21 protein-coding genes are annotated in these 22,471 nt (G+C 58.3%); 3 read left to right on the forward strand and 18 right to left on the reverse strand.

Annotated elements, in window-relative coordinates; genetic code table 11:
* Positions 1 to 3: 3 nt before the first annotated feature.
* From bamA to folK, 14 genes are all read right to left on the reverse strand, one after another.
* Positions 4 to 2,454, reverse strand: coding sequence for an outer membrane protein assembly factor BamA (gene bamA / locus ACSYTG_RS09525; protein WP_194301244.1), 2,451 nt, complete (start codon positions 2,452 to 2,454; stop codon positions 4 to 6).
* Positions 2,455 to 2,580: 126 nt separating this feature from the next.
* Positions 2,581 to 3,693 carry an RIP metalloprotease RseP gene (gene rseP / locus ACSYTG_RS09530; protein ID WP_086645204.1) on the reverse strand — a complete coding sequence of 371 codons (1,113 nt, stop codon included), beginning with the start codon at positions 3,691 to 3,693 and terminating at the stop codon, positions 2,581 to 2,583.
* Positions 3,694 to 3,724: 31 nt separating this feature from the next.
* Entirely contained in the window at positions 3,725 to 4,882 is a 1,158-nt protein-coding gene (gene dxr / locus ACSYTG_RS09535; protein WP_489783812.1) for a 1-deoxy-D-xylulose-5-phosphate reductoisomerase, read from the reverse strand.
* Between the two features lie 68 nt (positions 4,883 to 4,950).
* Positions 4,951 to 5,781 carry a phosphatidate cytidylyltransferase gene (locus ACSYTG_RS09540; protein WP_278741625.1) on the reverse strand — a complete coding sequence of 277 codons (831 nt, stop codon included), beginning with the start codon at positions 5,779 to 5,781 and terminating at the stop codon, positions 4,951 to 4,953.
* Positions 5,778 to 6,518 (reverse strand): polyprenyl diphosphate synthase, encoded by a 741-nt coding sequence (gene uppS, locus ACSYTG_RS09545; RefSeq protein WP_086645201.1) that lies wholly within the window; start codon positions 6,516 to 6,518, stop codon positions 5,778 to 5,780. The genes ACSYTG_RS09540 and uppS overlap by 4 nt, the downstream gene beginning before the upstream one ends.
* 62 nt (positions 6,519 to 6,580) lie before the next feature.
* Positions 6,581 to 7,102, reverse strand: a complete 522-nt coding sequence (frr, locus tag ACSYTG_RS09550) for a ribosome recycling factor (RefSeq protein ID WP_051544026.1) — start codon at positions 7,100 to 7,102, stop codon at positions 6,581 to 6,583.
* 139 nt (positions 7,103 to 7,241) lie between these two features.
* Positions 7,242 to 7,979 carry a UMP kinase gene (gene pyrH / locus ACSYTG_RS09555; protein ID WP_086645199.1) on the reverse strand — a complete coding sequence of 246 codons (738 nt, stop codon included), beginning with the start codon at positions 7,977 to 7,979 and terminating at the stop codon, positions 7,242 to 7,244.
* A 120-nt stretch (positions 7,980 to 8,099) separates the two neighbouring features.
* The gene (gene era / locus ACSYTG_RS09560) at positions 8,100 to 8,999 is read right to left on the reverse strand and encodes a GTPase Era (RefSeq protein WP_086645372.1); all 900 of its coding nucleotides are present in this window, start codon (positions 8,997 to 8,999) and stop codon (positions 8,100 to 8,102) included.
* Positions 9,000 to 9,009: 10 nt separating this feature from the next.
* On the reverse strand, positions 9,010 to 9,750 hold the full coding sequence (gene rnc / locus ACSYTG_RS09565) for a ribonuclease III (protein ID WP_233129021.1): 741 nt from the start codon (positions 9,748 to 9,750) through the stop codon (positions 9,010 to 9,012).
* Positions 9,750 to 10,553: a signal peptidase I gene (lepB, locus tag ACSYTG_RS09570; protein WP_086645370.1), complete on the reverse strand. Its 804-nt coding sequence runs from the start codon at positions 10,551 to 10,553 to the stop codon at positions 9,750 to 9,752. Before lepB ends, rnc begins: the two co-directional genes overlap by 1 nt.
* Positions 10,554 to 10,628: 75 nt before the next feature.
* A complete protein-coding gene (gene acpS, locus ACSYTG_RS09575) occupies positions 10,629 to 11,036 on the reverse strand; it encodes a holo-ACP synthase (protein WP_086645198.1) in 408 nt (135 codons plus the stop codon).
* Complete coding sequence (locus tag ACSYTG_RS09580; protein WP_489783850.1) at positions 11,033 to 13,348, reverse strand: RelA/SpoT family protein; 2,316 nt, start codon at positions 13,346 to 13,348, stop codon at positions 11,033 to 11,035. The genes acpS and ACSYTG_RS09580 overlap by 4 nt, the downstream gene beginning before the upstream one ends.
* A 28-nt stretch (positions 13,349 to 13,376) precedes the next feature.
* Positions 13,377 to 13,748 (reverse strand): DNA-directed RNA polymerase subunit omega, encoded by a 372-nt coding sequence (rpoZ, locus tag ACSYTG_RS09585; RefSeq protein WP_059023327.1) that lies wholly within the window; start codon positions 13,746 to 13,748, stop codon positions 13,377 to 13,379.
* A gap of 92 nt (positions 13,749 to 13,840) precedes the next feature.
* Positions 13,841 to 14,356, reverse strand: coding sequence for a 2-amino-4-hydroxy-6-hydroxymethyldihydropteridine diphosphokinase (folK, locus tag ACSYTG_RS09590; RefSeq protein ID WP_415437658.1), 516 nt, complete (start codon positions 14,354 to 14,356; stop codon positions 13,841 to 13,843).
* 182 nt (positions 14,357 to 14,538) lie between these two features.
* On the opposite strand from folK, the gene ACSYTG_RS09595 reads away from it, so the two are divergent.
* From ACSYTG_RS09595 to ACSYTG_RS09605, 3 genes are all read left to right on the forward strand, one after another.
* Positions 14,539 to 15,156: a LabA-like NYN domain-containing protein gene (locus ACSYTG_RS09595; RefSeq protein ID WP_086645195.1), complete on the forward strand. Its 618-nt coding sequence runs from the start codon at positions 14,539 to 14,541 to the stop codon at positions 15,154 to 15,156.
* 136 nt (positions 15,157 to 15,292) lie between these two features.
* Positions 15,293 to 15,991, forward strand: coding sequence for a carbonic anhydrase (locus ACSYTG_RS09600; RefSeq protein WP_086645194.1), 699 nt, complete (start codon positions 15,293 to 15,295; stop codon positions 15,989 to 15,991).
* Between the two features lie 53 nt (positions 15,992 to 16,044).
* Positions 16,045 to 16,887 carry an endonuclease/exonuclease/phosphatase family protein gene (locus ACSYTG_RS09605; protein WP_489783813.1) on the forward strand — a complete coding sequence of 281 codons (843 nt, stop codon included), beginning with the start codon at positions 16,045 to 16,047 and terminating at the stop codon, positions 16,885 to 16,887.
* A gap of 62 nt (positions 16,888 to 16,949) precedes the next feature.
* On the opposite strand, the gene ACSYTG_RS09610 is transcribed toward ACSYTG_RS09605, so the two are convergent.
* From ACSYTG_RS09610 to lepA, 4 genes are all read right to left on the reverse strand, one after another.
* Positions 16,950 to 18,254: a DEAD/DEAH box helicase gene (locus ACSYTG_RS09610; RefSeq protein ID WP_489783814.1), complete on the reverse strand. Its 1,305-nt coding sequence runs from the start codon at positions 18,252 to 18,254 to the stop codon at positions 16,950 to 16,952.
* 493 nt (positions 18,255 to 18,747) lie between these two features.
* On the reverse strand, positions 18,748 to 19,347 hold the full coding sequence (gene metW, locus ACSYTG_RS09615; protein ID WP_086645192.1) for a methionine biosynthesis protein MetW: 600 nt from the start codon (positions 19,345 to 19,347) through the stop codon (positions 18,748 to 18,750).
* Positions 19,347 to 20,522 (reverse strand): homoserine O-acetyltransferase MetX, encoded by a 1,176-nt coding sequence (metX, locus tag ACSYTG_RS09620; protein ID WP_489783815.1) that lies wholly within the window; start codon positions 20,520 to 20,522, stop codon positions 19,347 to 19,349. Before metX ends, metW begins: the two co-directional genes overlap by 1 nt.
* Before the next feature lie 122 nt (positions 20,523 to 20,644).
* Positions 20,645 to 22,450, reverse strand: coding sequence for a translation elongation factor 4 (lepA, locus tag ACSYTG_RS09625; RefSeq protein WP_086645190.1), 1,806 nt, complete (start codon positions 22,448 to 22,450; stop codon positions 20,645 to 20,647).
* Between the last annotated feature and the right edge of the window lie 21 nt (positions 22,451 to 22,471).

Below are 22,471 nucleotides of genomic sequence, written 5' to 3' on the forward strand. Positions count from 1 at the left end.
ACCTCAGAATTGCTGGCCGAAGCCGAAGCGAAGGAGCTGTGTACGGTCATTATAACTGCGTCTGACCGGCACACCAAGGTCAATATTCAGCAGGCCAAACGGGCTTTTCCATGAAAAACCTGCACCCGCACTGATACGCGGGCTCACCATATCACCCGATACTGCCGTGTAGTTCGCCCCGGCGGTAGCGCGGTTGGTGTAAAGGTGCTTCACGCGCAAACCTGCCACGGACCCCATATCCACAAAGGCACGGCCACCCACACCCATTTCCGTCAGGAAGGGGATCGGGAAGTTCACCTGCGCCGTCGCGTTGTACATGAACCGCCCACCGATCAGATCTTCGGAGTGATGGGCTGCGTTACCCACGCTTCGTGGGCCGGCACCACCATCAAGGAAGCCGCGCAGGTTGTTACCACCCAGATAGAAGTTATCGATAATATCGTGGCGGCCGTTGCTGCCCCAGTCCGCAAGATACCCGGTGCCGCCACGGAAGATGATTGTCCAGTTGTGGCTGTTGGTCAGGTCATCAAGCGGGATGTAGTAACCACCGTTAATCTTGCCGCGAACGTAGTTTTCGTCCCCGCCAATACCGGCGAAGTCACCCCCAACAGAGACAAAATACCCACTATGCGGCTGCATGCGGTTATCACGCCGGTCATACATAACCGTGGTGCTCAGCTGGGAAAGAAGCGACTTGCCCTTCTGCTCCTGAACATAGGGAGAAGATTCACTCCACATATCCCCCACCCAACGGCGGATCAGGCTGTAGTTCCACGACTGCGAAAGGTAACGGTTATACGAATACCCCATACGCAGGGTAATACCGTACCGCCCTTCCGAGTAGTTCTGATACGTCTGGTAGTTGTTTTCGATGAAGAAAATATCCGCACCAACAACCAGATTGCGCCCGAGGAAGACCGGGTCCGTAACAGAAAGGTCGGCCTGCTTCTGGTAGTACGAAACCGTACCCGAGAACCCGGCATCCACCCCTGTACCCAGCAGGTTGTGCTGCTTGAGCCCGACGTTACCAATAATACCCACGTCGGTGGAGTAACCACCACCAAGCGAGAACTCGCCCGTTGGTTTTTCCACAACGTTAACAGACACGTTGGCACGATCGGGGGAGGAACCCGGAGCGTCCTTTACATCCACCGATTTGAAGTAGCCCAGATCCTGGACCCCTTCCTTGGCGTATTTCTTGTAGCTGCTTGTGTAGGGGTCACCCTCGGCAAACGGAAGCTGCCGGCGGATAACGTTATCCTGCGTAATGGTATTGCCGTTAATATCGATCCGCTCAATATACCGGCGCGGGCCTTCGCTTACGTCAAACAGCAGATTAACAATATGCTTTTCGGGGTTGCGGGCAATAACCGGACGCACCACGGCAAAAGGATGCCCTTCCGACTGGAGCAGTTCTTCCATGTCGGTCGCGTTATCCTGCACGGCTTTGCCATCGTACCACTGGTGCGGGAACAGCTCGACATACTTACGCAGCGACTTGGCCGGCACGTGCCGCAGACTGGAGCGGATATCCACCTTGCCCAGACGGTAGCGGATGCCTTCATCCATTGTGATGGTGATGTAGAAGGATTTGCGGTCAGGCGAAAGTTCGCCCTTGATATCCTTGATCTGGAAATCAACATACCCGTTGTGCAGGTAGAACCGGCGCAGGAGCTCGCCATCGTACTTCACACGTTCGGGGTTATATTCGTCAGACGAACCCAGAAAATGGTACCAGGCCGTTTCCTTGGAGGAAATCGCGCCAGCCAGTTCGGCCTCGTTGTAAGCCTTGTTTCCAACAAACGCGATTTTGCGGATTTTGGTGTTCGGGCCTTCATTGATCTGGAAGATCACATCCACACGATTATGCGCAAGGCGCACGATCTGGGGTGTCACCACCGCTGCAAAGCGGGACTTCTGGGCATAGACTTCCAGAATACGCTGCCGGTCATCCGCCGTTGTTTCTGCCGAGAAAACCGCACGCGGACGCAGGGAGAGCACCTTGCGCAGGTCCTCATCCTTCGCGGCATGATTGCCCTCGAACACGATCCGGTTGACGATCGGGTTTTCCTTGAGCTTGACGAGGAGGGTATTCCCCTCACGCCGCAAGGTTACGTCCTTGAACAGACCGGTCGCATACAGGGTCTTCAGGGAACGATCGAGGTCATCCTGCGTAAACGGATCACCCGGGCGGACAACCATGTAGGACAGGACCGTGTTGGTCTCGATGCGGGTATTGCCTGAGACGCGGATCTCATCAATCACCCCCACGGGTGCTGGCTGAGCATCCGGCAGAGGTGCTGGAGGACTTTCGGCATCACCTTCGGGCGATGCAACAACAGCTGCTGGTGCCTGTGTGTCCTGGGTCTGGGCGGCCATAGCCCCCCGTCCCTCGAGCAGGAAAAAAGGCAACATGCAGACAGAAACGAACAGGGCCGAACGTTTACCCGCCAAGATCTGCCTCCCTCCATCCGGGTCGGTTCAGCACGGAAGCCTATCTCCCGTTCTTGTCTCGCCCGCAAGGGACGTATCCGAAATTACCCTTGTCACGCAAGCCTTCCCTTCACGCCCAGTTCACTATCACCCTGCGAGCGTTGCAACCCACCTGAACAACCCGAAGCTGGACAGATCATTGAACGTCGAAAACAAGAACAGACCTGCCAGCAATGCAAACCCGGTCTGGAAACTAACCTCTTGCACCCGCTTGGAAACCGGGCGCCCTCTTATTGCCTCTATGGCATAAAAAACCAGACGTCCACCATCAAGAAGCGGAACGGGAAAGAGATTGATCAGACCCAGATTAACAGACAGCAGCGCCATGAAGGAAAGCAGGCTGGCAAACCCGTATTGAGCAACCTGCCCGGAGAGCTGCGCAATCTTGAGCGGACCGCCCAAATCCCGCGCGGTATGCTGCCCGCTAAAAATCTGCCACACGCCATTGAGCGTCTGCACAACGGTGTTCCATGTTGCCTTGGCCCCGGCAGAGACAGCCTGCGGAAGCGGCAGGGCCTTGCCCGGCTCAACCGCAAAGACCACACCCAGCAGCCCGCGCGCAGGCCCACCACGCGAATCCTGCGTAGAGCCAATGGTCAGGGGAACTTCCAGCGACTGGCCATTACGCTGCACCAGCAGTGTTGTTTTCTGCCCCGGTGTCTGGGCCACTGTGGCCTGTGCGTCCTCAACCCCCGCAATATCGTGCGTGCCTATACGCAGGATAACGTCACCCTTCTGCAGGGCAGCATTTTGCGCGGCACTGCCGGGCAGGACGGATGCAACCTCGTTCCGCACATGCGGCTGGCCGGCCGTTGCAAACAGCAGCACAAACAGCACAAACGCCAGAATGAAGTTAAAAACCGGCCCGGCCAGAATAACAATGGCACGTGACCATACGGATTTATCGTGGAAAGTCCGGCCCGGAATCCACGCGGCTTTCTGTTCTTCGGTCGCATCTTCGGGGTCATCAAACCCGTGCGGGCGCACATAACCGCCCAAGGGAATCGGGCAGATGCGCCATTCTGTCCCGCTCTTGTCACGCCATTTGAACAGGGCGGGACCAAAGCCGAGCGAAAAGACCTCCACATGCACACCGCGCCAGCGGGCTGCAAGGTAATGCCCCAGTTCGTGAAAGGTAACCAGAACGCCCAGCACGAAAACGAAGGAAATCAGGGTGCGCAGATATTCGTGTATCATCATTCCTCCGATATCGGGGCTGAAGGCGGTTTTCTCAAGCAACCACGGCAGAAATCTGCTGGGTTGCAACGCGCCGGGCCTCTGCATCCCAATGGAGCACGGCATCGAGCGTATCGGCCGGAGGAGCGCCGAGAGCGTTCATGGTATCTTCAACCACACGCGCAATGTCCAGAAAACCGATCTGTTCTTTCAGGAACGCTGCAACCGCAATCTCATTTGCCGCAGACAGAATGGCCGGAACAGCCTTGCCTGCCCGCAGGGCCTGCCGCGCAAGACGCAGTGCGGGAAAACGCACCTCATCTGGTGCAATAAACTCTAGCGTGCCAAAGGCGGCAAGGTCCAGACGGCTGGAGGTCGTGGCCATACGCCGCGGCCATGCCAGCGTATGGGCGATGGGAATACGCATGTCAGCCGAACCCATCTGCGCGATCAGGCTGCCATCGGTGTACTGCACCATACCGTGCACCACGGACTGGGGATGCACCAGCACATCAATCCGGTCTTCGGTCAGGCCAAAAATACGTGCCGCTTCAATAACCTCCAGCCCCTTGTTGAACATGGTGGCGGAATCGATGCTGATCTTGGCCCCCATGCTCCATGTCGGGTGCTTGAGTGCCTGAGCCGGTGTGGCCGCACGCATGACATCCACCGAAGCATTGCGGAAAGGACCGCCAGATGCGGTGAGAATTATTTTTTCAACCTGATCAGCCTGCCGGTCCGCCATGGACTGGAAAACCGCATTATGCTCGGAATCGACCGGCAGCAGTGTTGCCCCGGCATCCTGCACCGCACGGAGCATGACATCGCCCGCGCAGACCAGCGCTTCCTTGTTAGCCAGCGCAATGCTGTTGCCGTTCTTCACAGCGGCCAGTGTAGGTTCCAGCCCCGCGGCACCAGCAATGGCTGCCATGGTCCAGTCCGCTGGCAGCCCCGCTGCTTCTATGACCGCCTTACGGCCACAGGCGACCTCAACACCGCTCCCGGCCAGAAGCGCCTTGAGTTCAGCATAGGCACTTTCATCAGCCAGCACGGCCAGTTCGGCCTTCAGGCTGCGGGCCTGCTCGGCCAGCTTGGCAGCATTTTTACCACCCACAAGCGCACGCACCCGATACTGGTCACGCGCCTGCTCCAGCAGATCCACGGTAGAGCAGCCAATGCTGCCGGTAGTTCCCAGAACGGTTACGGTTCTCATGTCTTGTCTTTCCAAACCCGAAAAATAACACAAGCCCCGACCACGCAGGGCAAAAGCCAAAAACTGGACTAACCAGGCATGCCAGAAACAAGGCTATAAACAAGATCGTGCAGGCCAGCGCTCCAGAAGGGTGCATCAGGCACGGTAACGGAAACCGCGGCAGCAACAGGTGCGGCCACCACCAGACCATCAAACCGGTCGAGCAGACCACCATGGCCGGGCAGCAGCGTGCCAGAATCCTTAACGCCGAGTGCTCTCTTCATGGCGCTTTCGGCCAGATCTCCAAGCTGAGCGGACACACCCAGAATGCCTCCCCAGACCAGCGCCATATGCGTGCTTCCCAGACCAGAGAGAAGTGCTATGCCCCCCCCCATAAGCACAGCCCCCACAAACCCGCCCAGAGCACCTGAGCGCGTTTTACCGGGGGAAATGCGCGGGGCCAGTTTGGGCCCGCCAATCAGGCGGCCTGCCATATAGGCCGATGTATCACTTGCCACCACAACGGCGACAACAAACAGAACAGGCCAGATACTTTCCACCCGTAGCCAGAGTAGAGCCGTACCCGCCATGATGATCACGCACATCATGGCGCACAACTCCGCACCGAATACGCATGAGCCGACACTGAACATGATAAAATAACGCCAGTGCTCGGTTGCGGCAGAAAACCCACCACAAACCGCCCACAGCACATAAAGCCTGCCCTGCCAGCTCTGGACCGGTAACTTGAGAAGGCCCGCAGCCTCAAACGCCATACCGCCCATGGCCACAAGCACCATCAGGATATAGGCGACCCCGCCTACCCCGATGCACCCACCCGCAACCGCGATCATGACCATGGCAGACAGCACGCGCGGCCGCAGGTCCCGCCATGCGGAGGATTGTCCGGTCGTTGTCATGCGGAAGCCACCGGCCGCGCACCAAAGCGCCGCTCACGGCGGGCGTAAAGATCCAGCACCGTTGCAAAATGCCCTTCATTGAAGTCTGGCCAGAACACATCCAGAAAAACAAGTTCCGCATATGCGCTCTGCCAGAGCAGAAAGTTGGAAAGCCGGTATTCCCCGCTCGTGCGCACGACCACATCGGGGTCAGGCACGCCAGCGGTCCACAAGTGGTTGGCAAACAGGCTTTCATCAATCTGTTCGGGGGTTAGCCAGCCATCGCGCACTTCCTGCGCAACACGCCGGACAGCCTGCATAATATCCCCCCGCCCCCCGTAGGACAGGGCCAGCAGCAACACCAGCCGCCCGTTATTGCGGGTCATGGCTTCGGCACGGGCCAGTTCTTCTCGCAGGCTCGTATCAAACCGGCTCAGATCACCAATAAAGCGGAGGCAGACGCCCTCGCTATGCAGTTCCTTGACCTTGTGGCGCAGGTAGTAGCGCAAAAGGCCGGTCAGGTCTGAGACTTCCTTGGGACCGCGTGACCAGTTTTCGGATGAAAACGCATAAAGGGTCAGGTAGGGCACACCCCGCTGAATAGCCGCCTTGATGCACCGCGCCACGGCATCTGCCCCGGCACGATGCCCCGCTAGGCGCGGCAGCCCCCGCTCACACGCCCAGCGCCCGTTGCCATCCATGATAATGGCGACATGCGAAGGAACGACCGCTTTTCTGTCGGCTGGCAAGGAAGACATAACAGGAAAAAATCCACCGTTTCAGTTCAGCGGGCATAAACCGGCCCCGTTCAGGCAGGTCTTCAGACCTGCTTGATTTCCTTCTCTTTTTCGGCAAGCATGTCATCTACTTTTTTGACATACTGATCAGTCGTTTTCTGAATGGCGTCAGACCAAGTCTTAACGTCATCCTGACTGATGTCGCCCTTCTTTTCAAAACCCTTGGCCTTGTCCATACCATCGCGGCGCACGCCACGTACGGCAATCTTGGCCCCTTCCGCATAACGTGCGGCAGCTTTTGCCAGTTCGTTACGGCGTTCTTCGGTCAACTGCGGAATAGGCACCCGGATGGTCTGGCCTTCACCGGCGGGGTTAAGGCCCAGCCCGGCATCGCGGATAGCGCGTTCCACGGCCCCGGCCAGAACACGGTCCCAGACCTGTACGGTAATCATGCGCGCTTCAGGCACGGCAATGGAGGCAACCTGCGTAAGCGGCACTTCCCCCCCATAAGCTTCTACCCGAACGGGTTCGAGCAGAGCCGGGCTGGCCCGACCGGAGCGCAGGCCCGAAAAATCACGACGCAGGCTTTCCAGCGCGCCATCCATACGGCGCTTGATGTCATCAAGCAGGTCATTCAAGTCAGACACGGCGGTTTCTCCCGTTTTGTCGCGAAGGCACTGTGCTGTCCTGCCCTCGCCTAGTTCATTCCGCGTGCTGCCTTAACGGGCAGCGGTTTGCATGGTGTCAGGTTGCTTCAATAATGCGCGTAAACGCACCTTCGCCGCGCATAACGCGACCGAACGAACCTTCCTCGCCAATATTGAAGACAATAATCGGCAGTTTATTCTCACGTGCCAGACTGATGGCCGCTGCATCCATGACGCTCAACTGGTTGGAGAGCACAGTCATGTATGTCAGCTCATCATACCGCGTGGCGCTGGGGTCGTGCTTGGGGTCGGCCGAATACACGCCATCGACCTGCGTCCCTTTAAGCAGAATATCGCATTCCATTTCCGCCGCACGCAAGGCCGCTGCCGTATCGGTGGTAAAGAAGGGGTTGCCCGTACCGGCGGCAAAAATAACCACCCGGCCTTTTTCCATATGCCGGACCGCCCTGCGCCGGATATACGGCTCAGCCACGGAAGACATGTGAATGGCGGACATAACCCGCGTTGTTATCAGTTCACGTTCAAGCGCATTCTGGAGCAGCAGCGCGTTAATGACCGTTGCCAGCATACCCGCATAGTCACCCTGCGCGCGGTCCATGCCTTTGGCTGCGGCAGCCACTCCACGAAAAATGTTGCCACCACCCACAACAAGGCACACTTCCGTACCGCTGCGAACGACCTCGGCTACATCCTTGGCAATCCGCTCGACCGTCTTCTGTTCCACCCCAAAGGCGCCCTCACCCATCAGGGCTTCACCAGACACCTTGAGCAATACACGTTTACGCCTTGGCGTTTCAGAGACAGAAGCAGTCATAGGCCCTCAATCATGCAAAGTCCGACAAAAAACAGACCTCCGCCACGCGCAGGCGCGCAGCGTGTAAGATCGCTCTCTCTTATCCTCCAAGGCGCACGGCCACAAGCGCCAAGCCGTGCTTTATGGCACGTCATCCAGCCCGATGGCGCGCAGGCGGGCCCGCTCTTCATCCCAGCCAGAACGTTCCTTGACATTCAAAAACAGGTGGCACGGGCGTTCCAGCAGGCCGGCAAGCTGCTTGCGCGCCCGCTCACCTATCATTTTGATCTTCTGCCCGCCATTCCCAATAAGAATGGCTTTATGCCCGGTGCGGCCAACGTAAATTGTAACTTCAATCCGCACCGAACCATCGGGGCGTTCCTGAAAACTCTCGGTCTCGGCCGTGGTACCATAGGGCACTTCCTCATGCGTCTGCATGAAAATCTGCTCACGCACCAACTCGGCTGCAAGCAGGCGGTCGGGCAGATCGGTCAGGTCATCCTCGGGGTACAGGTATGGGCCTTCGGGCAGGCTGGCAGCCAGCTTGTCCAGCAGGTCGTCCACACCACCACCGGTGCGCGCACTGACCATGAACACATGCTCAACGGGCAGTTTTTCGGTAATGGCCGCCGTAAGGGGCAGCAGGGCAGATGCAGGCACAAGGTCCGTTTTGTTCAGCACCAGCCACGTGGTGCGCCCAGCCTGCGCCAGACGGGTAATAATGTCCTGCACAGCTTCGGTCAGGCCTGTGCGGGCATCCACCAGCAGCAAGGTTATGTCCGCATCATCCGAGCCAGTCCAGGCGGCGGCCACCATGGCGCGGTCAAGCTTGCGGCGCGGCTTGAAGATACCGGGCGTGTCCACCAGCAGAATCTGGCTGGCCCCGCGCATGAGAATACCCAGCACCCTAAAACGCGTGGTCTGTGCCTTGGGCGAAACGATGGAGAGCTTGGCACCCGCCATACGGTTGAGCAGTGTTGATTTGCCTGCGTTTGGTGCACCCACCAGCGCAGCAAAGCCACAACGTGTTGTTTGTGTCATGCCTGTTGCTTCAGCCCTGATGGCTGCCTCCAAGTTTTTCCAGCAGGGTTGCCGCGGCAGAACTTTCTGCTGCCCGCTTGCTCCCTGCACATCCTTCTGCCGAATACCCGCCAGCACTGACCCGCACCACAAACACGGGAGCATGCGATGGACCATCGGCCCCTATTGTTTCGTAAAACGGCAAGCCCTGCCCACGCCCCAGAACCCATTCCTGCAATGCGGTTTTGGGGTCTTTGGGGGGGAGGGCCTGCGCATCGAGTATCCGCTTCCAGCAAGCACGCACAATCTTGCGTGCCGGAGCCAGCCCACCATCAAGAAAAACCGCGCCTAGCACGGCTTCCAGCCCATCGGCCACAACATTGGCGGCAGTCTGCACACCGGCGCGGGCCTCATGCTCCGCTACGGACAGGGCTTCGGCAAGACCAAGTTGCTCGGCAATATCCGCAAGCGTTGCACGTGAAACCAGATGCGCAAGCCGCGAACCCAAGGCCCCTTCCTGCTCGCCCGGAAACCGCTCCAGCAACAGTTCCGCCATAAGCAGACCCAGAACACGATCGCCAATAAACTCCAGACGCTCGTTGGAGCCTGCCCCTTTGGTTTTGTTCCGCCTGCGCCCACCCGCCTTCTGATGTGCGGCCGAACGGTGGGTCAGCGCTTCCTGCAACAGGGAAGGATTGGCAAACTGGTAGCCCAGACGCTCCTGCAACGCCATGGACGCCAGATATTGCGGCGTGGAGTGGCCCGCATTCATTACATCACGCCTTTTAACAGACGAGCCCAGCGGATTTCGGTCGGCCAGTACCAGACCTGCCAGATGGGATGTGCCGCCTCAACCGAGAAGAAAATACGCTGGGCCTTACCAACAAGGTTTTCCATGGGCACAAAGCCAAGGTCTTTGGGGCCATCCCCCACAAAACGACTATCTGCGCTGTCATCACGGTTGTCACCCATGGCAAAAAAGTAACCGGGGGGGACTACGTATTCGGGGGTGTCGTTCTGCGGGCCATCATTGGTCAATTTCAGAATATCGTGCCGGACTACTCCCTGCCCGTCGCGCAAGGGGAGTTCTTCCGTGCAGGCTTCGCCTTCCATGGGCATGCGCGTTTCATCCTGCGCCACGTAAGCATGCGGCTGCACGCAGGGAACCCGCACACCATTAAGGAAGAGCTGCCCCCCGGTTACCTGAATACGGTCCCCCGGCAGGCCAATAACCCGCTTGATGTAATCAATGGACGTATCTTTGGTAAACCGGAACACGGCCACATCGCCCCGGTGCGGCTGCCCCGCCCAGACCCGCCCGTTAAACAGGTCTGGCGAAAACGGCAGCGAAAACCGTGAATAGCCATAGCTGTATTTGGACACCCAGATGTAGTCCCCCACCTGCAGGGTGGGGATCATGGACCCGGACGGGATGACAAAGGATTCAAACAAAAACGTACGGACAAAAACAACAACGATCACGACCGTTAAAATTGTCCGTACATATTCCACCACAGCATGTCTGACGGTAACAGCGTGCTGCGCTCCAGTTGGAGAAGTCTCCGGTTTACTCATGCGCTGCCCATCTGCTCCCATAATCATGCCAGAAAAATAAAATCCGCTGGATCAAGCCGTGCGCTTGGTGTGATGTCAACCCGCGCGGACCGAGATAAACACCTGTGCAAACGCATAAGGGGGCTCATCGGTCATGCTCAGCATCAGTTCAGGCTCATGGCCTGCGGGCACAAGTTCTGCCAGCCTCCGGGCCGCAGCCCCCGTTAACACCAGCACCGGCTGGCCCGATGCAAGGTTTTCCACCCCGATCTGGCTTTGCGCAACCCCGTGGGCAAAACCTGTACCCAGCGCCTTGGCGCATGCCTCCTTGGCCGCCCAGCGTTTGGCGTAGGTGCCTATTCTGGCAGCCCCCACACGCCGTTCAGCCTTGGCACGCTCATACGGCGTAAAAACACGGTCCAGAAAACGCTCCCCAAACCGCTCCATGACCTGCTCGATCCGCCGCATGTCGCACAGGTCCACACCAGTTGCCAGCAGGGTCATGACTTGGCCCGATCCGCCTGCGCAATGCCCGATACAGCCCGCAATCCGGCGATAACAGAGGACAGGTGGCGCAGGTCACGCACCTCCACATCCAGCAGGATTTCGGTAAAGTCGAGCTGGCGATGCACGATCTTGAGGTTGACCATAGCCGCATCGCACTTGGAGATCGTATTGGTAATGGATGCCAGCACAGAGCCTTCGTTTTCGGCTACAATGCTGATACGGCCAACACGCATCTGCCCGGTTCCACCGGCGCGGGCCATGGCGTCGTAATCCCAGTCCACATCCAAAAAGCGCTCGGGCGTTGCGGCAAAACTTTCCAGCGTCTGGCAGTTGCGCGTATGCACGGTCACGCCCTTACCTGTTGCCACGACACCCACAATCCGGTCTCCCGGCAAGGGGTGGCAGCAGGCTGCGTAATGCACGGCAACACCGGCCCCAAGCCCGACCAGCGGCACCGCCCCACCCGATGGACGGCGCATGGTGGGCGCGCCACGCGGCCGTGGCCCTGCCGTACCCAGCACACCGGGCAGGCCCGCCAGCATACGCGGCACACGCTGCACACGCCGCAGTTCGGGGTAGGCCGCATGCACCACATCCCGCGCGTTCAGGTTGCTGGTACCAACCGCAACATACAGATCCTGCAAGGAACTCTGCTTGAGCGCCTTGAGCGTGGTCTCCATGATTTTTTCGGAGCCATCCACACCTTCCTGGCGGAAGGCCTTGGCCAATGCGGCACGCCCGTTATCCAGCGAAACCTGGCGCTGCTGCTGCGCCACATAACGGCGGATGCGCGCGCGTGCCTTACCCGTAACGACAAACCGCTCCCACGAGGGAGAGGGCGCGCCACCACGGGCGGTCATGATTTCGACCTGATCGCCGTTTTCCAGCTCATGCCGCAGCGGCATAAGGCGACCGTTAACCTTGGCCCCTACGCAGGTATCCCCGATCTGGCTATGCACCGCATAGGCAAAATCAACCGGGGTTGCCCCACGCGGGAGCGAGATAAGCTGCCCCTTGGGCGAAAAGCAGAAAACCTGATCCTGATAAAGCTCAAGCTTGGTGTTTTCCAAAAACTCATCAGGGGCGGATGAGGCCTCCAGAATTTCCAGCAGGTCCTGCACCCAGCGTGGGCGGCGCACACCACCATACCCGCCCTCATCAGGGCTGCTGGTGCCGCCTTCCTTGTACACCCAGTGGGCTGCAACACCGTTTTCGGCCACGTCGTGCATGGCCTGCGTGCGGATCTGCACTTCTATTTTCTGGTTACGGGGGGAACGCAGCGTAACCCCCGTATGCAAGCTCTGATACCCGTTGGCCTTGGGGGTGGAGATGTAGTCCTTGAACCGCCCGGCGATCATGGGGTAGGCGGCATGCACCGCGCCCAGCGCCATATAGCAGTCCTCGCGCGTGTCCACGATCATGCGGAAAGCCATGATGTCGGACAACTGCTCGAACGCCACATTCCGGCGCTGCATTTTTTCCCAGATGGAATAAGGCGATTTTTCACGCCCCGAAACCTGAGCGTCCTTCAGCCCCGCTTCGTGGCACAGGCGCAGCAGTTCGCGCCGCACGTCCTCAATAACATCCGCCCCCTGCCCACGCAGATAGTTCAGGCGTGTGCGGATAGTTGTATCGGCCTCTGGCTCAAGCTGGGCGAAAGAGAGGTTCTGGAGCTCGGTCTTGACCCGGTCCATACCAATACGTTCGGCCAGCGGCGCATAAATATCGAGCGTTTCACGCGCGATGCGCTGCCTGCGGTCCTGCCGCTCCACAAAATGGAGGGTACGCATATTGTGCAGACGGTCCGCCAGCTTGACCAGAAGGACACGAATATCCTTGGACATGGCCAGCACAAGCTTGCGGAAGTTCTCGGCCTGCTTGGTGCGGTCAGACTGGAGTTCCAGCCGGGTCAGCTTGGTCACGCCATCGACCAGATCGGCCACAACAGGCCCAAAATCGGCCTTTAGCGTCTCATACGTAACGCCGGTATCTTCAATGGTATCATGGAGCAGAGCGGTGCAGATGGACTGCACATCCAGCCTGAAGCGCGCCAGAATCATGGCAACGGCCAGAGGGTGGGTTATGTAGGGGTCGCCATTATCGCGCATCTGGCTCTGATGCGCCCTGTTGGCTACATCAAACGCACGACGGATGGATTGTACATCGGCCTGCGGTGCATAACTCAGCACCTTGGCAACCAGCCGCTCGCAGCCGATTTCCCCCACACGACCAGTGGGGGATGCTGACGCTACAGACGCCTCAACCGGGGCACCCCCCTCCCGCTCGGGGGAGGAGGTGTGAACGGGAATATCGCCGCCCGGTTGGTCCACGCGCCCTTTACCGCCGCGCGCGACCGGTCAGTGCCGCTTCAATAGCACGCACGTCATCGGCGGCTTCTTCCTCGGCGGAAACTTCCTGCAGACCGAAAATGTTCTGTTCGGTCGGCACCAGATCCTGCACTTCTTCTTCCACGGGCTCGGGTTCGGGCTCGCGGGCCTGCGAACGGATCAGATCGTTCCGCAGAGCGGGCAGTTGCACGGTTTCATCCGCAATTTCACGCAGGGCAACGACAGGGTTTTTGTCGTTGTCGCGGTCAATGGTCAGCTCCTCGCCACGGGAGATGTTGCGGGCGCGCTGCGCGGCGTACACCACCAGTTCAAAGCGGTTTGGAACCTTTTCAACGCAGTCTTCGACGGTGACGCGGGCCATTACGAAGAGCCTCCAGACAGTTCAGCACAGAAATAAGATAAAAAAGACAGAAAGGGCATATTACCGCATCCACCCCCGACAGGAAAGGCTTATTACCCGATCACCCGGATTTCCTGCCCTTTTACGGCCTGAAGCATCTGCTCCAGTGGCTGGCCGGTGCGCGGATGCACCCAGCCAGGCAGCACATCATGCAGGGGGCAAAGCACAAAGGCGCGCTCATGCGCCCGCGGGTGGGGCAGAACCAACCGCTCCGTATTCTGGCACAGAGCATCCATATCTATAATGTCCAGGTCAAGCGTGCGCGCGGCATTGGGCACGGAACGCACGCGGCCCTGCTGCGTTTCTATGCTCTGAAGATGATCCAGCAAGGCCAGAGGAGGCAGACTCGTCACACCCAGCACAACCCCATTCACGTAAGGTGGCTGCCCTGAGGGCGGCATGGGGGCCGTCTCATACCAGCGGGAAACAGCCTGCACGCTCAACCCCGGCACCCGGCGCAAAGCCTGCACGGCCTGTTCGCAGCTTTCCAGCGCAGGCTGCTCCCCCAGGGGCAGATTTGCACCTATTGCTATCAGGACCGATCTGGTATGATTTTTTTCTTCCGCCATGTAACGCCTCACGCCTGAGTGGAATATCTTGTTTTGGACACAATTGGGGCCTCTTTTATAAGAGCGCCCTGCAAACAAACAGCCAGAGGGGCTTTCATTCCGAACCGCATGATAAAAATTTCATTTCCACATAATCGAAACCCAAAAGAAACAACTTTGAATTTATTTAGAGGACCACGCTCATGAACCTGAAAAAAGACGAAAAAACCTGTCTTTTCATTGACGGATCAAGCCTTTATTCAACATCGCGCAGCCTTGGGTTTGATGTTGACTACAAAAAACTGCTCGAATTTTTTGCAGCCAAAACGCATGTGATCCGCGCCTATTATTACGCCGCCATTCTGGACACGGAGGATTACTCTCCGCTCAAACCGCTGACTGACTGGCTCTCCTATAACGGTTATTTCCTTGTAACCAAGCCCGCGCGCGAATTTACGGATTCGACCGGCAAGCGCCGCGTTAAAGGTAATATGGACATCGAAATTGCGGTGGACATGATGGAAATGGCCCCGCACATAGACCATGCCATTCTGTTCAGCGGGGATTCAGACTTCCGCCGGGTTGTCGAGGCCGTGCAGCGGCAGGGTACGCGCGTTTCCGTTGTGTCCTCCATGCGCTCCTCCCCGCCCCTGATCGGGGATGACCTGCGCAGGCAGGCCGACCAGTTCCTTGAGCTGGCGTCTCTGGGGGCCAACTTTACACGCCGCCAGACCGAACCCAACCGCCCCCGCACCAACCCCGCACCGATCCGCCACCCGGCTGACCAGATGAGCGAACCCGAGGATGATCCGCTAAGCTAAGCGCAATATTACAAAACAGAATTTTGCTCTATGTTCTAGAACGTATCTGCCCCTCGCACGTTTGGCCTAAACACCACCCCATTGCGGGCCGTGTGCCTGCCACAGGCCAAACGTCAAGGTTTTCTGGAGTTAACTGATGCCCACTTGTTCCGAAGCCAGAAGCAAGCTGCTTTCTCTCCTGCGTGGTGTTGAACACTTCAACACCGAAATTTTCCCCGCGAAGGAAGCCCTGTTTGCCAGTCTGGCCAAAGGGCAGGCTCCCGGCGCGCTGTTCATTGCCTGCGCCGATAGCCGCATCAACCCCAACCTGATCACCCAGACCGAACCGGGTGATCTGTTTATTCTGCGCAACATTGGCAACCTGGTTCCCGCATACGGGGAAATGCTGGGGGGTGTTTCCTCCGCCATTGAATACGCAGTTCTTGGGCTTGGCGTGTCCTCCATTATCGTGTGCGGTCACTCCGACTGTGGCGCCATGAAAGCACTGCTCGAACCCGAAAAGAACGGGTTGGACAAAATGCCCACAGTGCGCAGCTGGCTCCGTAATGCGGAAGCCGCACGGGCTGCCACGGTGAACACCCTGCATTCTGAAGATGCCGGGCCAGCTACCGTGCGCTGCCTTGCCGAGCAGAACGTTCTGCTCCAGCTTGCGCACCTGCGCACCCACCCTGCCGTTGCCGCAGGGCTGGCGCGTAACACGCTCTTCCTGCAAGGGTGGTTCTACGATATTGGCACGGGGGAAATCTCGGTGCTGGATGAACAGACCCGCACGAGTGTTCCGATCAGTGGTGTTATTGAAAAACTGCAAGAACAGACCGAACAGGAAACTGCCTGACCTTTCAGGCTTACGCACGTCGGCACGCCGTCTGGGCTTGATAGCCCTTGCGGGTGCCGGCTTTTTTTTTGCCCGGAGCCTGCCTTGCAGCCCCTGCGCAAACCCTGAAAATCAGCACATGGAACGTGGACTGGCTGCTGGACAGCCAGATGCAGCACGCCCCGCAAATACCCCCCGATATTCCCCACAGAACAGCGGATGACCTTGCCGCCTTGGCAACCTACGCCAAACGCCTGCACCCCGACCTGATTGGCTTGCAGGAGGTGGGAGATACAGCAACTCTTGCCCGCCTGTTTGGCACGCAGGAGTATCAGCTTTTTCTTTCGGGGGATGATATTCCCCAACATACCGCGCTTGCCGTGCGCCAAGGCCTGCGCGTAAAACGCAACCCGGACGTAAGTGCTCTGGCACTCAGCCCCACCGCAACACGGCACCGCCTGCGCAGCGGGCTGGACGCAACCATAAGCACTGACAGCGCAGATTTACGGGTGCTGGTTATTCATCTCAAAACTGGCTGCTGGGACAACCCGTTATCTGAAACACACCACGCCTGCCCCATTTTATTCCAGCAATTTCATGCCCTGCAGGACTGGCTGGCTCAACGAGCAAAAAATCGGGAATCCTTTGCCATTATAGGGGATTTTAACCGACGCCTCACGCGCACGGACCCTTTGTTTATCGTGTTAAATCAGATCACACCGCTGGCGCTTGTCACTGCCGGGCATGCCAGCCCCTGCCAGAATGGCAGCAGCTTTATTGATCACATTCTTCTTGGTGGAGGCGCCACCCAATGGGCACAGCCAGAGTCCCTGCGCGTTATGGTTCTGCCACAGAACAGCGCACGGATACTGAGCGATCATTGCCCCGTTTCCGTAACGCTAAAAATACCGCGTTAAACCTCGCCATAAAAAAAAAGCCGCTACGGTTTGCGTAGCGGCTTTTTTACAACGTAACACAATCAGGCGTGAGCACCGGACCTGTGCGAAGCCCCCGAACGCCCACCACCGGAACGGCGCGGCGGGCCACCACGGCCACCACCGCCACCATTACGCGGCGGACCACCACGGCCCCGACCACCACCGCCACCCAGCACAGGCGGACGCTGCGTGGAGAACTCGGCTTCTTCCGAATGCCACGGATGGTCGCGGACTACGGGGATGGACTTGCCGATTGTTTTTTCAATATCCTTCAGCCATGCGCGCTGTTCCGCATCGCAGAAGGAAACAGCCCAGCCATCGCGCCCGGCACGGGCCGTACGGCCAATGCGGTGCACATAGCTTTCCGGCACATTGGGCAGATCGTAGTTGAACACGTGGCTGACTTCATCCACATCAATCCCACGGGCAGCAATATCCGTTGCCACCAGAACCTTGACCGAACCGGCACGGAAGCCCTTCATGGCCCGCTCACGCGCACCCTGAGACTTGTTGCCGTGAATAGCTTCGGCCGTCACGCTGTTCTTGTTCAGGAACTCGGCAACCTTGTTGGCTTCATGCTTCATGAGCGTGAACACCACGGCACGGGCAACCTTGTCAGATTCCACCATGGTCAGCAGTGCATCGCGCTTGTCGCTGGTGCCGTTCACAAACATGATGGCCTGCTGGATACGGTCCACCGTGCTGGACGGCGGGGCCACTTCCACGCGGGCGGGGTTGCTCAGCAGGGAGGCGGCAAGGTCCTCAATGCTTTTGGGCATGGTGGCCGAGAACAGCAGGGTCTGCCGCTGGGCAGGCACATAGCTCATGATCCGGCGAATATCGCGCACAAAGCCCATATCCAGCATGCGGTCAGCTTCGTCCAGCACCAGAACTTCCAGGCCGGAAAGATCGATATACCCCTGACCGATCAGGTCCAGCAGACGGCCCGGAGCAGCCACAAGCACATCCACGCCACGGCGCATGGCTTCAACCTGCCGCCCCTGCCCCACGCCGCCGAACACCACGGCCTGAGAAAACTTCATGTAACGTGCATAAGCTTTAAAGCTGTCGCTGATCTGGGCAACCAGTTCACGCGTGGGCGCCAGCACCAGAACACGCGGCTGCTTGGGCGCTGCAGCCTTGGGGGTATTGTGCAGATGCTGCAGGATCGGCAGTGCAAAAGACGCGGTTTTGCCTGTGCCAGTTTGCGCAAGGCCTAACAGATCACGCCCTTCGAGCAGATGGGGAATGGAACCCGCCTGAATGGGTGTCGGTATTTCGTACCCTTGGTCCGTCAGCGCCTGCAACAGGGGTGCAGCTAGTTTCAGATCCGAAAAAGTAGTCATTTAGGGGCAACCTCTCCATGCACCTGAAAACGAGTCACATCCACCTTATTTTCAGTCACGCACTGCCAAACCAGAATTGAGAACAGAGCAGAACCGTCTCTAAGCCAGACCTTACGGACAGGTCAGCATGAATTTTATTACATTACAGACAGAATAAGAAATTTTCGGAATCATGCATCCCGCGCAGACTGTCTTGGAAGAATTATATAAAAGCAGTGTGAGCGCCCCGCAAGGGTTCCGTACCATATTGGTCCGAAAATAAGCAGCCCACAGAACCGTTACAACATCTGCAAATCACGATTATCAGACGCCCGATATATACAGGATTTTTATCATATAACTAGTATTTTTAATATATTTTTGCACATACGCCCCATGCGCCACCCACGTCTGGGGAGGTGATTGGCATTCTCAAATCTAACATATTTTTTAGGCTACTGTTAATAACCGCCCATCAATCCAGCCATTTGCGCAACTCCGGCACTGACCCGCGCTAGCGCCTGCGCAGCAGAAACAGGGCCTGTTCACCAAACAGGTTGGCAAGCCGTATGGACCGCCGCCAAGGTGCGCGCTCGCCATCTTCATCCACCGCCAGCCATTTTTCCACGATATATCCGTCCTGACGACAGAGTTCGAGAAAATCCCGAATCGTACAGGGGTGGATATTGGGTGTCTCATACCACGGGGTATGCCATACGGCCGTCATGGGCATGCGCCCGCCCAGCAGCAGGCGCAGCCGCAGTTGCCAGTGCCCAAAATTGGGAAAGGATACAATGGCATACCGCCCTATGCGCAGCATCTGCCGCAGCACTTCCCTTGGGCGCTCCACAGCCTGCAATGTGCGCTGGAGCACAACATAATCAAACGAATGGTCGGGGTAATAGGCCAGATCGTGGTCCGCATCCCCGTGCACAACGGGCAGGCCGTGGGCTACGGAGCGGGTCACCAGTTCCATGTTCAGTTCAATACCACGGGCATCGCACCCACGTTCGCGGTATAAATGACCGATGAGTGTGCCATCCCCGCTCCCGATGTCGAGCACGCGGGTTTTGGGTTCGATCATGTCCGCAATCAGGCGTTGGTCAAGACGCATCAGGACAACCCCGCATGTTCGGCCACACCGCACAGGAAGCCGCGCACCGTGCGGTCAAAATCCGGCTCTTCGAGCAAAAAGGCGTCATGGCCTTTATCTGTTTCAATCTCGACGAATGACACATTGGCCGCGGCCCTGTTCAGGGCACGGGCCAGCGTACGCGCAGCCGAGGTGGGGAACAGCCAGTCCGAGGAAAAAGAGACAACACAAAACCGGACTGCCGTACCAGCAAAGGCCGGGGTCAGGTCCCCATCATGGTCAGCCGCAATATCGAACCAGTCCATGGCCCGCGTAATGCTCAGGTAGGAATTGGCATCAAACCGGCGGACAAAGCTGGAGCCTTGGTAACGCAGGTAGGATTCCACCTCAAAAATATCACCGAATGTAGAAACCGGGCCTTCCGGCCCCTGCCCGCCTGCTGGCCCACGCCGCATACGCCGCCCGAACTTGCGGGTCAGCGCCTCTTCCGACAGGTAGGTAATGTGCGCCATCATGCGGGCTACGGCCAACCCGCGCGCGGGCACAACACCCGCCTCCCAGTAGCGCCCGCCCCGCCAGTCCGGGTCGGCTATAATGGCCTGCCGCCCGACCTCGTTAAACGCAATGTTCTGGGCTGAATGGAAAGGTGCTGTGGCTATGGGCATAACAGCCAGCATCATCTGCGGGTAGGTTACGGCCCATTCGAGCACCTGCATGCCCCCCATGGAACCGCCCACCACGGCAAACAGGCGTTCTATACCCAGACTGCGCACCAGCTTGTGCTGGGCGCGCACCATATCGCGGATGGTAATGGGGGGGAATGCGGTGCCCCATAACTCGCCCGGCGCTTCCTGCCCGTCGGTTCTGGGCGAGCGAGGACCCGTGCTGCCCATGCAGCCACCCAGAACATTGGAGCAGATTACAAAAAAGCGGTTTGTATCAATCGGCTTGCCCGGCCCGACCATGCGCTCCCACCAGCCGGGCTTACCCGTAAGGGGGTGAGCTTCTGCCACATACTGGTCACCCGTAAAGGCGTGGCAGATGAGAATGGCATTGTCTTTGTTGGCCGAAAGCTGGCCATACGTACAATACGCAATATCAACCGGTGCCAGTGTTACACCACAGTCCAGTTCCACCCCTTCGGGAAAACTGGCATGCGGGTGGTCACCAACGGTAAGGGGCGTTGTGCTGTTCATAAACCCGCTGCATTCTCCAACCCGGACAAGCCGGGCAAAAAACCGTGTCAGCCCCGATTACACCAGCACTGCCAGACCGGGGTTTACCGGCCACATATATGGCAGCAGCCGGTGTTGAATAGCTAGTGTTCCATTTTGAGCGCGGCAAGGAAGGCGCTCTGTGGGATTTCCACCTTACCAAACTGGCGCATGCGCTTTTTACCTTCTTTCTGCTTTTCCAGCAGCTTGCGCTTACGCGAGATGTCCCCACCATAACATTTGGCTGTCACATCCTTGGACAGGGCCCCAATGGTTTCACGCGCAATAACGCGGCTGCCAATGGCTGCCTGAATGGCAATTTTGAACAACTGCCGGGGGATAAGGTCTTTCAGGCGCGCGCAAATGGAGCGGCCCCGTGTTTCCGCCGCCGAGCGATGGGCAATGAAGCACAGCGCATCAACCGGTTCCTGATTAACCAGAATGGAAATACGCACGAGATCGCTCTCTTCGTACCCATCCATCTGGTAATCGAAGCTGGCATAACCACGTGTGAGCGACTTGAGCCGGTCGTAGAAGTCAAACACCACTTCGTTCAGGGGCAGACGGTAAACGGCCATGGCCCGGTTGCCAACATAGGTCAGGTCCACCTGAATACCACGTCGCTCCGTGCACAGGGTCAGCACCGCACCCAGATACTCGTCCGGCACCATGATGTTGGCCTTGATCCATGGTTCCTCGATTTTTTCAATCAGGGAGCCGTCGGGCATATCGGCCGGGTTGTGGAGTTCTTCCATCTCTCCGTTAGTGCGGTAGACCTTGTACACAACGGACGGCGCTGTGGCGATCAGGTCGAGATCGAACTCGCGGGATAGACGTTCCTGAATAATTTCCAGATGCAGCAGGCCAAGGAAGCCGCAGCGGAAGCCGAAGCCAAGGGCCGCCGATGTTTCTGCCTCGTAGTGGAAAGACGCATCATTCAGACGCAGCTTGGCAAGGCTGTCACGCAGTTTTTCAAAATCATCCGAGACAATGGGGTAAAGGCCGCACCACACAACCGGAATGGAGGGCTTAAAGCCCGGTAGCGGTGTGGCAGCGGGGCGGCGGTCATCGGTGATCGTGTCACCCACATTGCAGTCGGCCACGGTTTTGATGGCGGCGTTGATGAACCCCATCTCGCCCGGCCCAAGGCTTTCCACCGATGTCATGCGCGGGGCGAACACACCCACCTGATCCACCTGATGCACCGCACCAGAGGACATCATGCGCACCTTCATGCCCCGCTTCAGCCGGCCTTCCTTGATCCGCACAAGCACGATTACGCCCAGATAGGGGTCGTACCAGCTATCGACCAGCATGGCCTGCAACGGTTTTTCCGCATCCCCGGTGGGGGGCGGCAGGCGGGTGACCACGGCTTCCAGAACACCTTCAATGTTCAGGCCGGTCTTGGCCGAGATTTCAACCGCATCATCGGCGGGAATGCCGATCACTTCCTCGATCTGTGCCTTCACGCGCTCAGGTTCTGCCGCGGGCAGGTCCACCTTGTTGAGCACGGGCACAATTTCGTGGTTGGCGTCTATGGCCTGATACACGTTGGCAAGGGTCTGGGCTTCCACCCCCTGGGAGGCATCCACCACCAGAAGCGAGCCTTCACACGCGGCCAGGGAGCGGCTGACCTCGTAAGCGAAGTCAACATGTCCGGGCGTGTCCATCAGGTTCAGCACATAGGTCTTGCCATCCTTGGCAGGATAGGTCAGCCGGACGGTCTGCGCTTTAATGGTAATGCCACGCTCCCGCTCCAGATCCATGTTATCAAGAACCTGATTGGTCATCTCGCGGGCAGTCAGGGCTCCACACGCCTGAATCAGGCGGTCGGCCAGAGTGGACTTTCCATGATCGATATGGGCGATGATGGAAAAATTGCGAATGAGCGAAAGGGGTACATCGGTCATGCTGCCCCTTTACGGTAAATA

It is taken from the genome of Acetobacter sp. ESL1128, assembly GCF_058505085.1.

What these genes read in the sequence shown, in the direction of transcription:
- lepA (WP_086645190.1), bottom strand. Translation starts at nt 22,450, where the DNA reads ATGACCGATGTACCCCTTTCGCTCATTCGCAATTTTTCCATCATCGCC.
- pyrH (WP_086645199.1), bottom strand. Translation starts at nt 7,979, where the DNA reads ATGACTGCTTCTGTCTCTGAAACGCCAAGGCGTAAACGTGTATTGCTC.
- uppS (WP_086645201.1), bottom strand. Translation starts at nt 6,518, where the DNA reads ATGTCTTCCTTGCCAGCCGACAGAAAAGCGGTCGTTCCTTCGCATGTC.
- era (WP_086645372.1), bottom strand. Translation starts at nt 8,999, where the DNA reads ATGACACAAACAACACGTTGTGGCTTTGCTGCGCTGGTGGGTGCACCA.
- ACSYTG_RS09600 (WP_086645194.1), top strand. Translation starts at nt 15,293, where the DNA reads ATGCCCACTTGTTCCGAAGCCAGAAGCAAGCTGCTTTCTCTCCTGCGT.
- rpoZ (WP_059023327.1), bottom strand. Translation starts at nt 13,748, where the DNA reads ATGGCCCGCGTCACCGTCGAAGACTGCGTTGAAAAGGTTCCAAACCGC.
- metW (WP_086645192.1), bottom strand. Translation starts at nt 19,347, where the DNA reads ATGCGTCTTGACCAACGCCTGATTGCGGACATGATCGAACCCAAAACC.
- rnc (WP_233129021.1), bottom strand. Translation starts at nt 9,750, where the DNA reads ATGAATGCGGGCCACTCCACGCCGCAATATCTGGCGTCCATGGCGTTG.
- ACSYTG_RS09540 (WP_278741625.1), bottom strand. Translation starts at nt 5,781, where the DNA reads ATGACAACGACCGGACAATCCTCCGCATGGCGGGACCTGCGGCCGCGC.
- folK (WP_415437658.1), bottom strand. Translation starts at nt 14,356, where the DNA reads ATGGCGGAAGAAAAAAATCATACCAGATCGGTCCTGATAGCAATAGGT.
- acpS (WP_086645198.1), bottom strand. Translation starts at nt 11,036, where the DNA reads ATGACCCTGCTGGCAACTGGTGTGGACCTGTGCGACATGCGGCGGATC.
- dxr (WP_489783812.1), bottom strand. Translation starts at nt 4,882, where the DNA reads ATGAGAACCGTAACCGTTCTGGGAACTACCGGCAGCATTGGCTGCTCT.
- ACSYTG_RS09595 (WP_086645195.1), top strand. Translation starts at nt 14,539, where the DNA reads ATGAACCTGAAAAAAGACGAAAAAACCTGTCTTTTCATTGACGGATCA.
- ACSYTG_RS09610 (WP_489783814.1), bottom strand. Translation starts at nt 18,254, where the DNA reads ATGACTACTTTTTCGGATCTGAAACTAGCTGCACCCCTGTTGCAGGCG.
- frr (WP_051544026.1), bottom strand. Translation starts at nt 7,102, where the DNA reads ATGGATGGCGCGCTGGAAAGCCTGCGTCGTGATTTTTCGGGCCTGCGC.
- metX (WP_489783815.1), bottom strand. Translation starts at nt 20,522, where the DNA reads ATGAACAGCACAACGCCCCTTACCGTTGGTGACCACCCGCATGCCAGT.
- lepB (WP_086645370.1), bottom strand. Translation starts at nt 10,553, where the DNA reads ATGAGTAAACCGGAGACTTCTCCAACTGGAGCGCAGCACGCTGTTACC.
- rseP (WP_086645204.1), bottom strand. Translation starts at nt 3,693, where the DNA reads ATGATGATACACGAATATCTGCGCACCCTGATTTCCTTCGTTTTCGTG.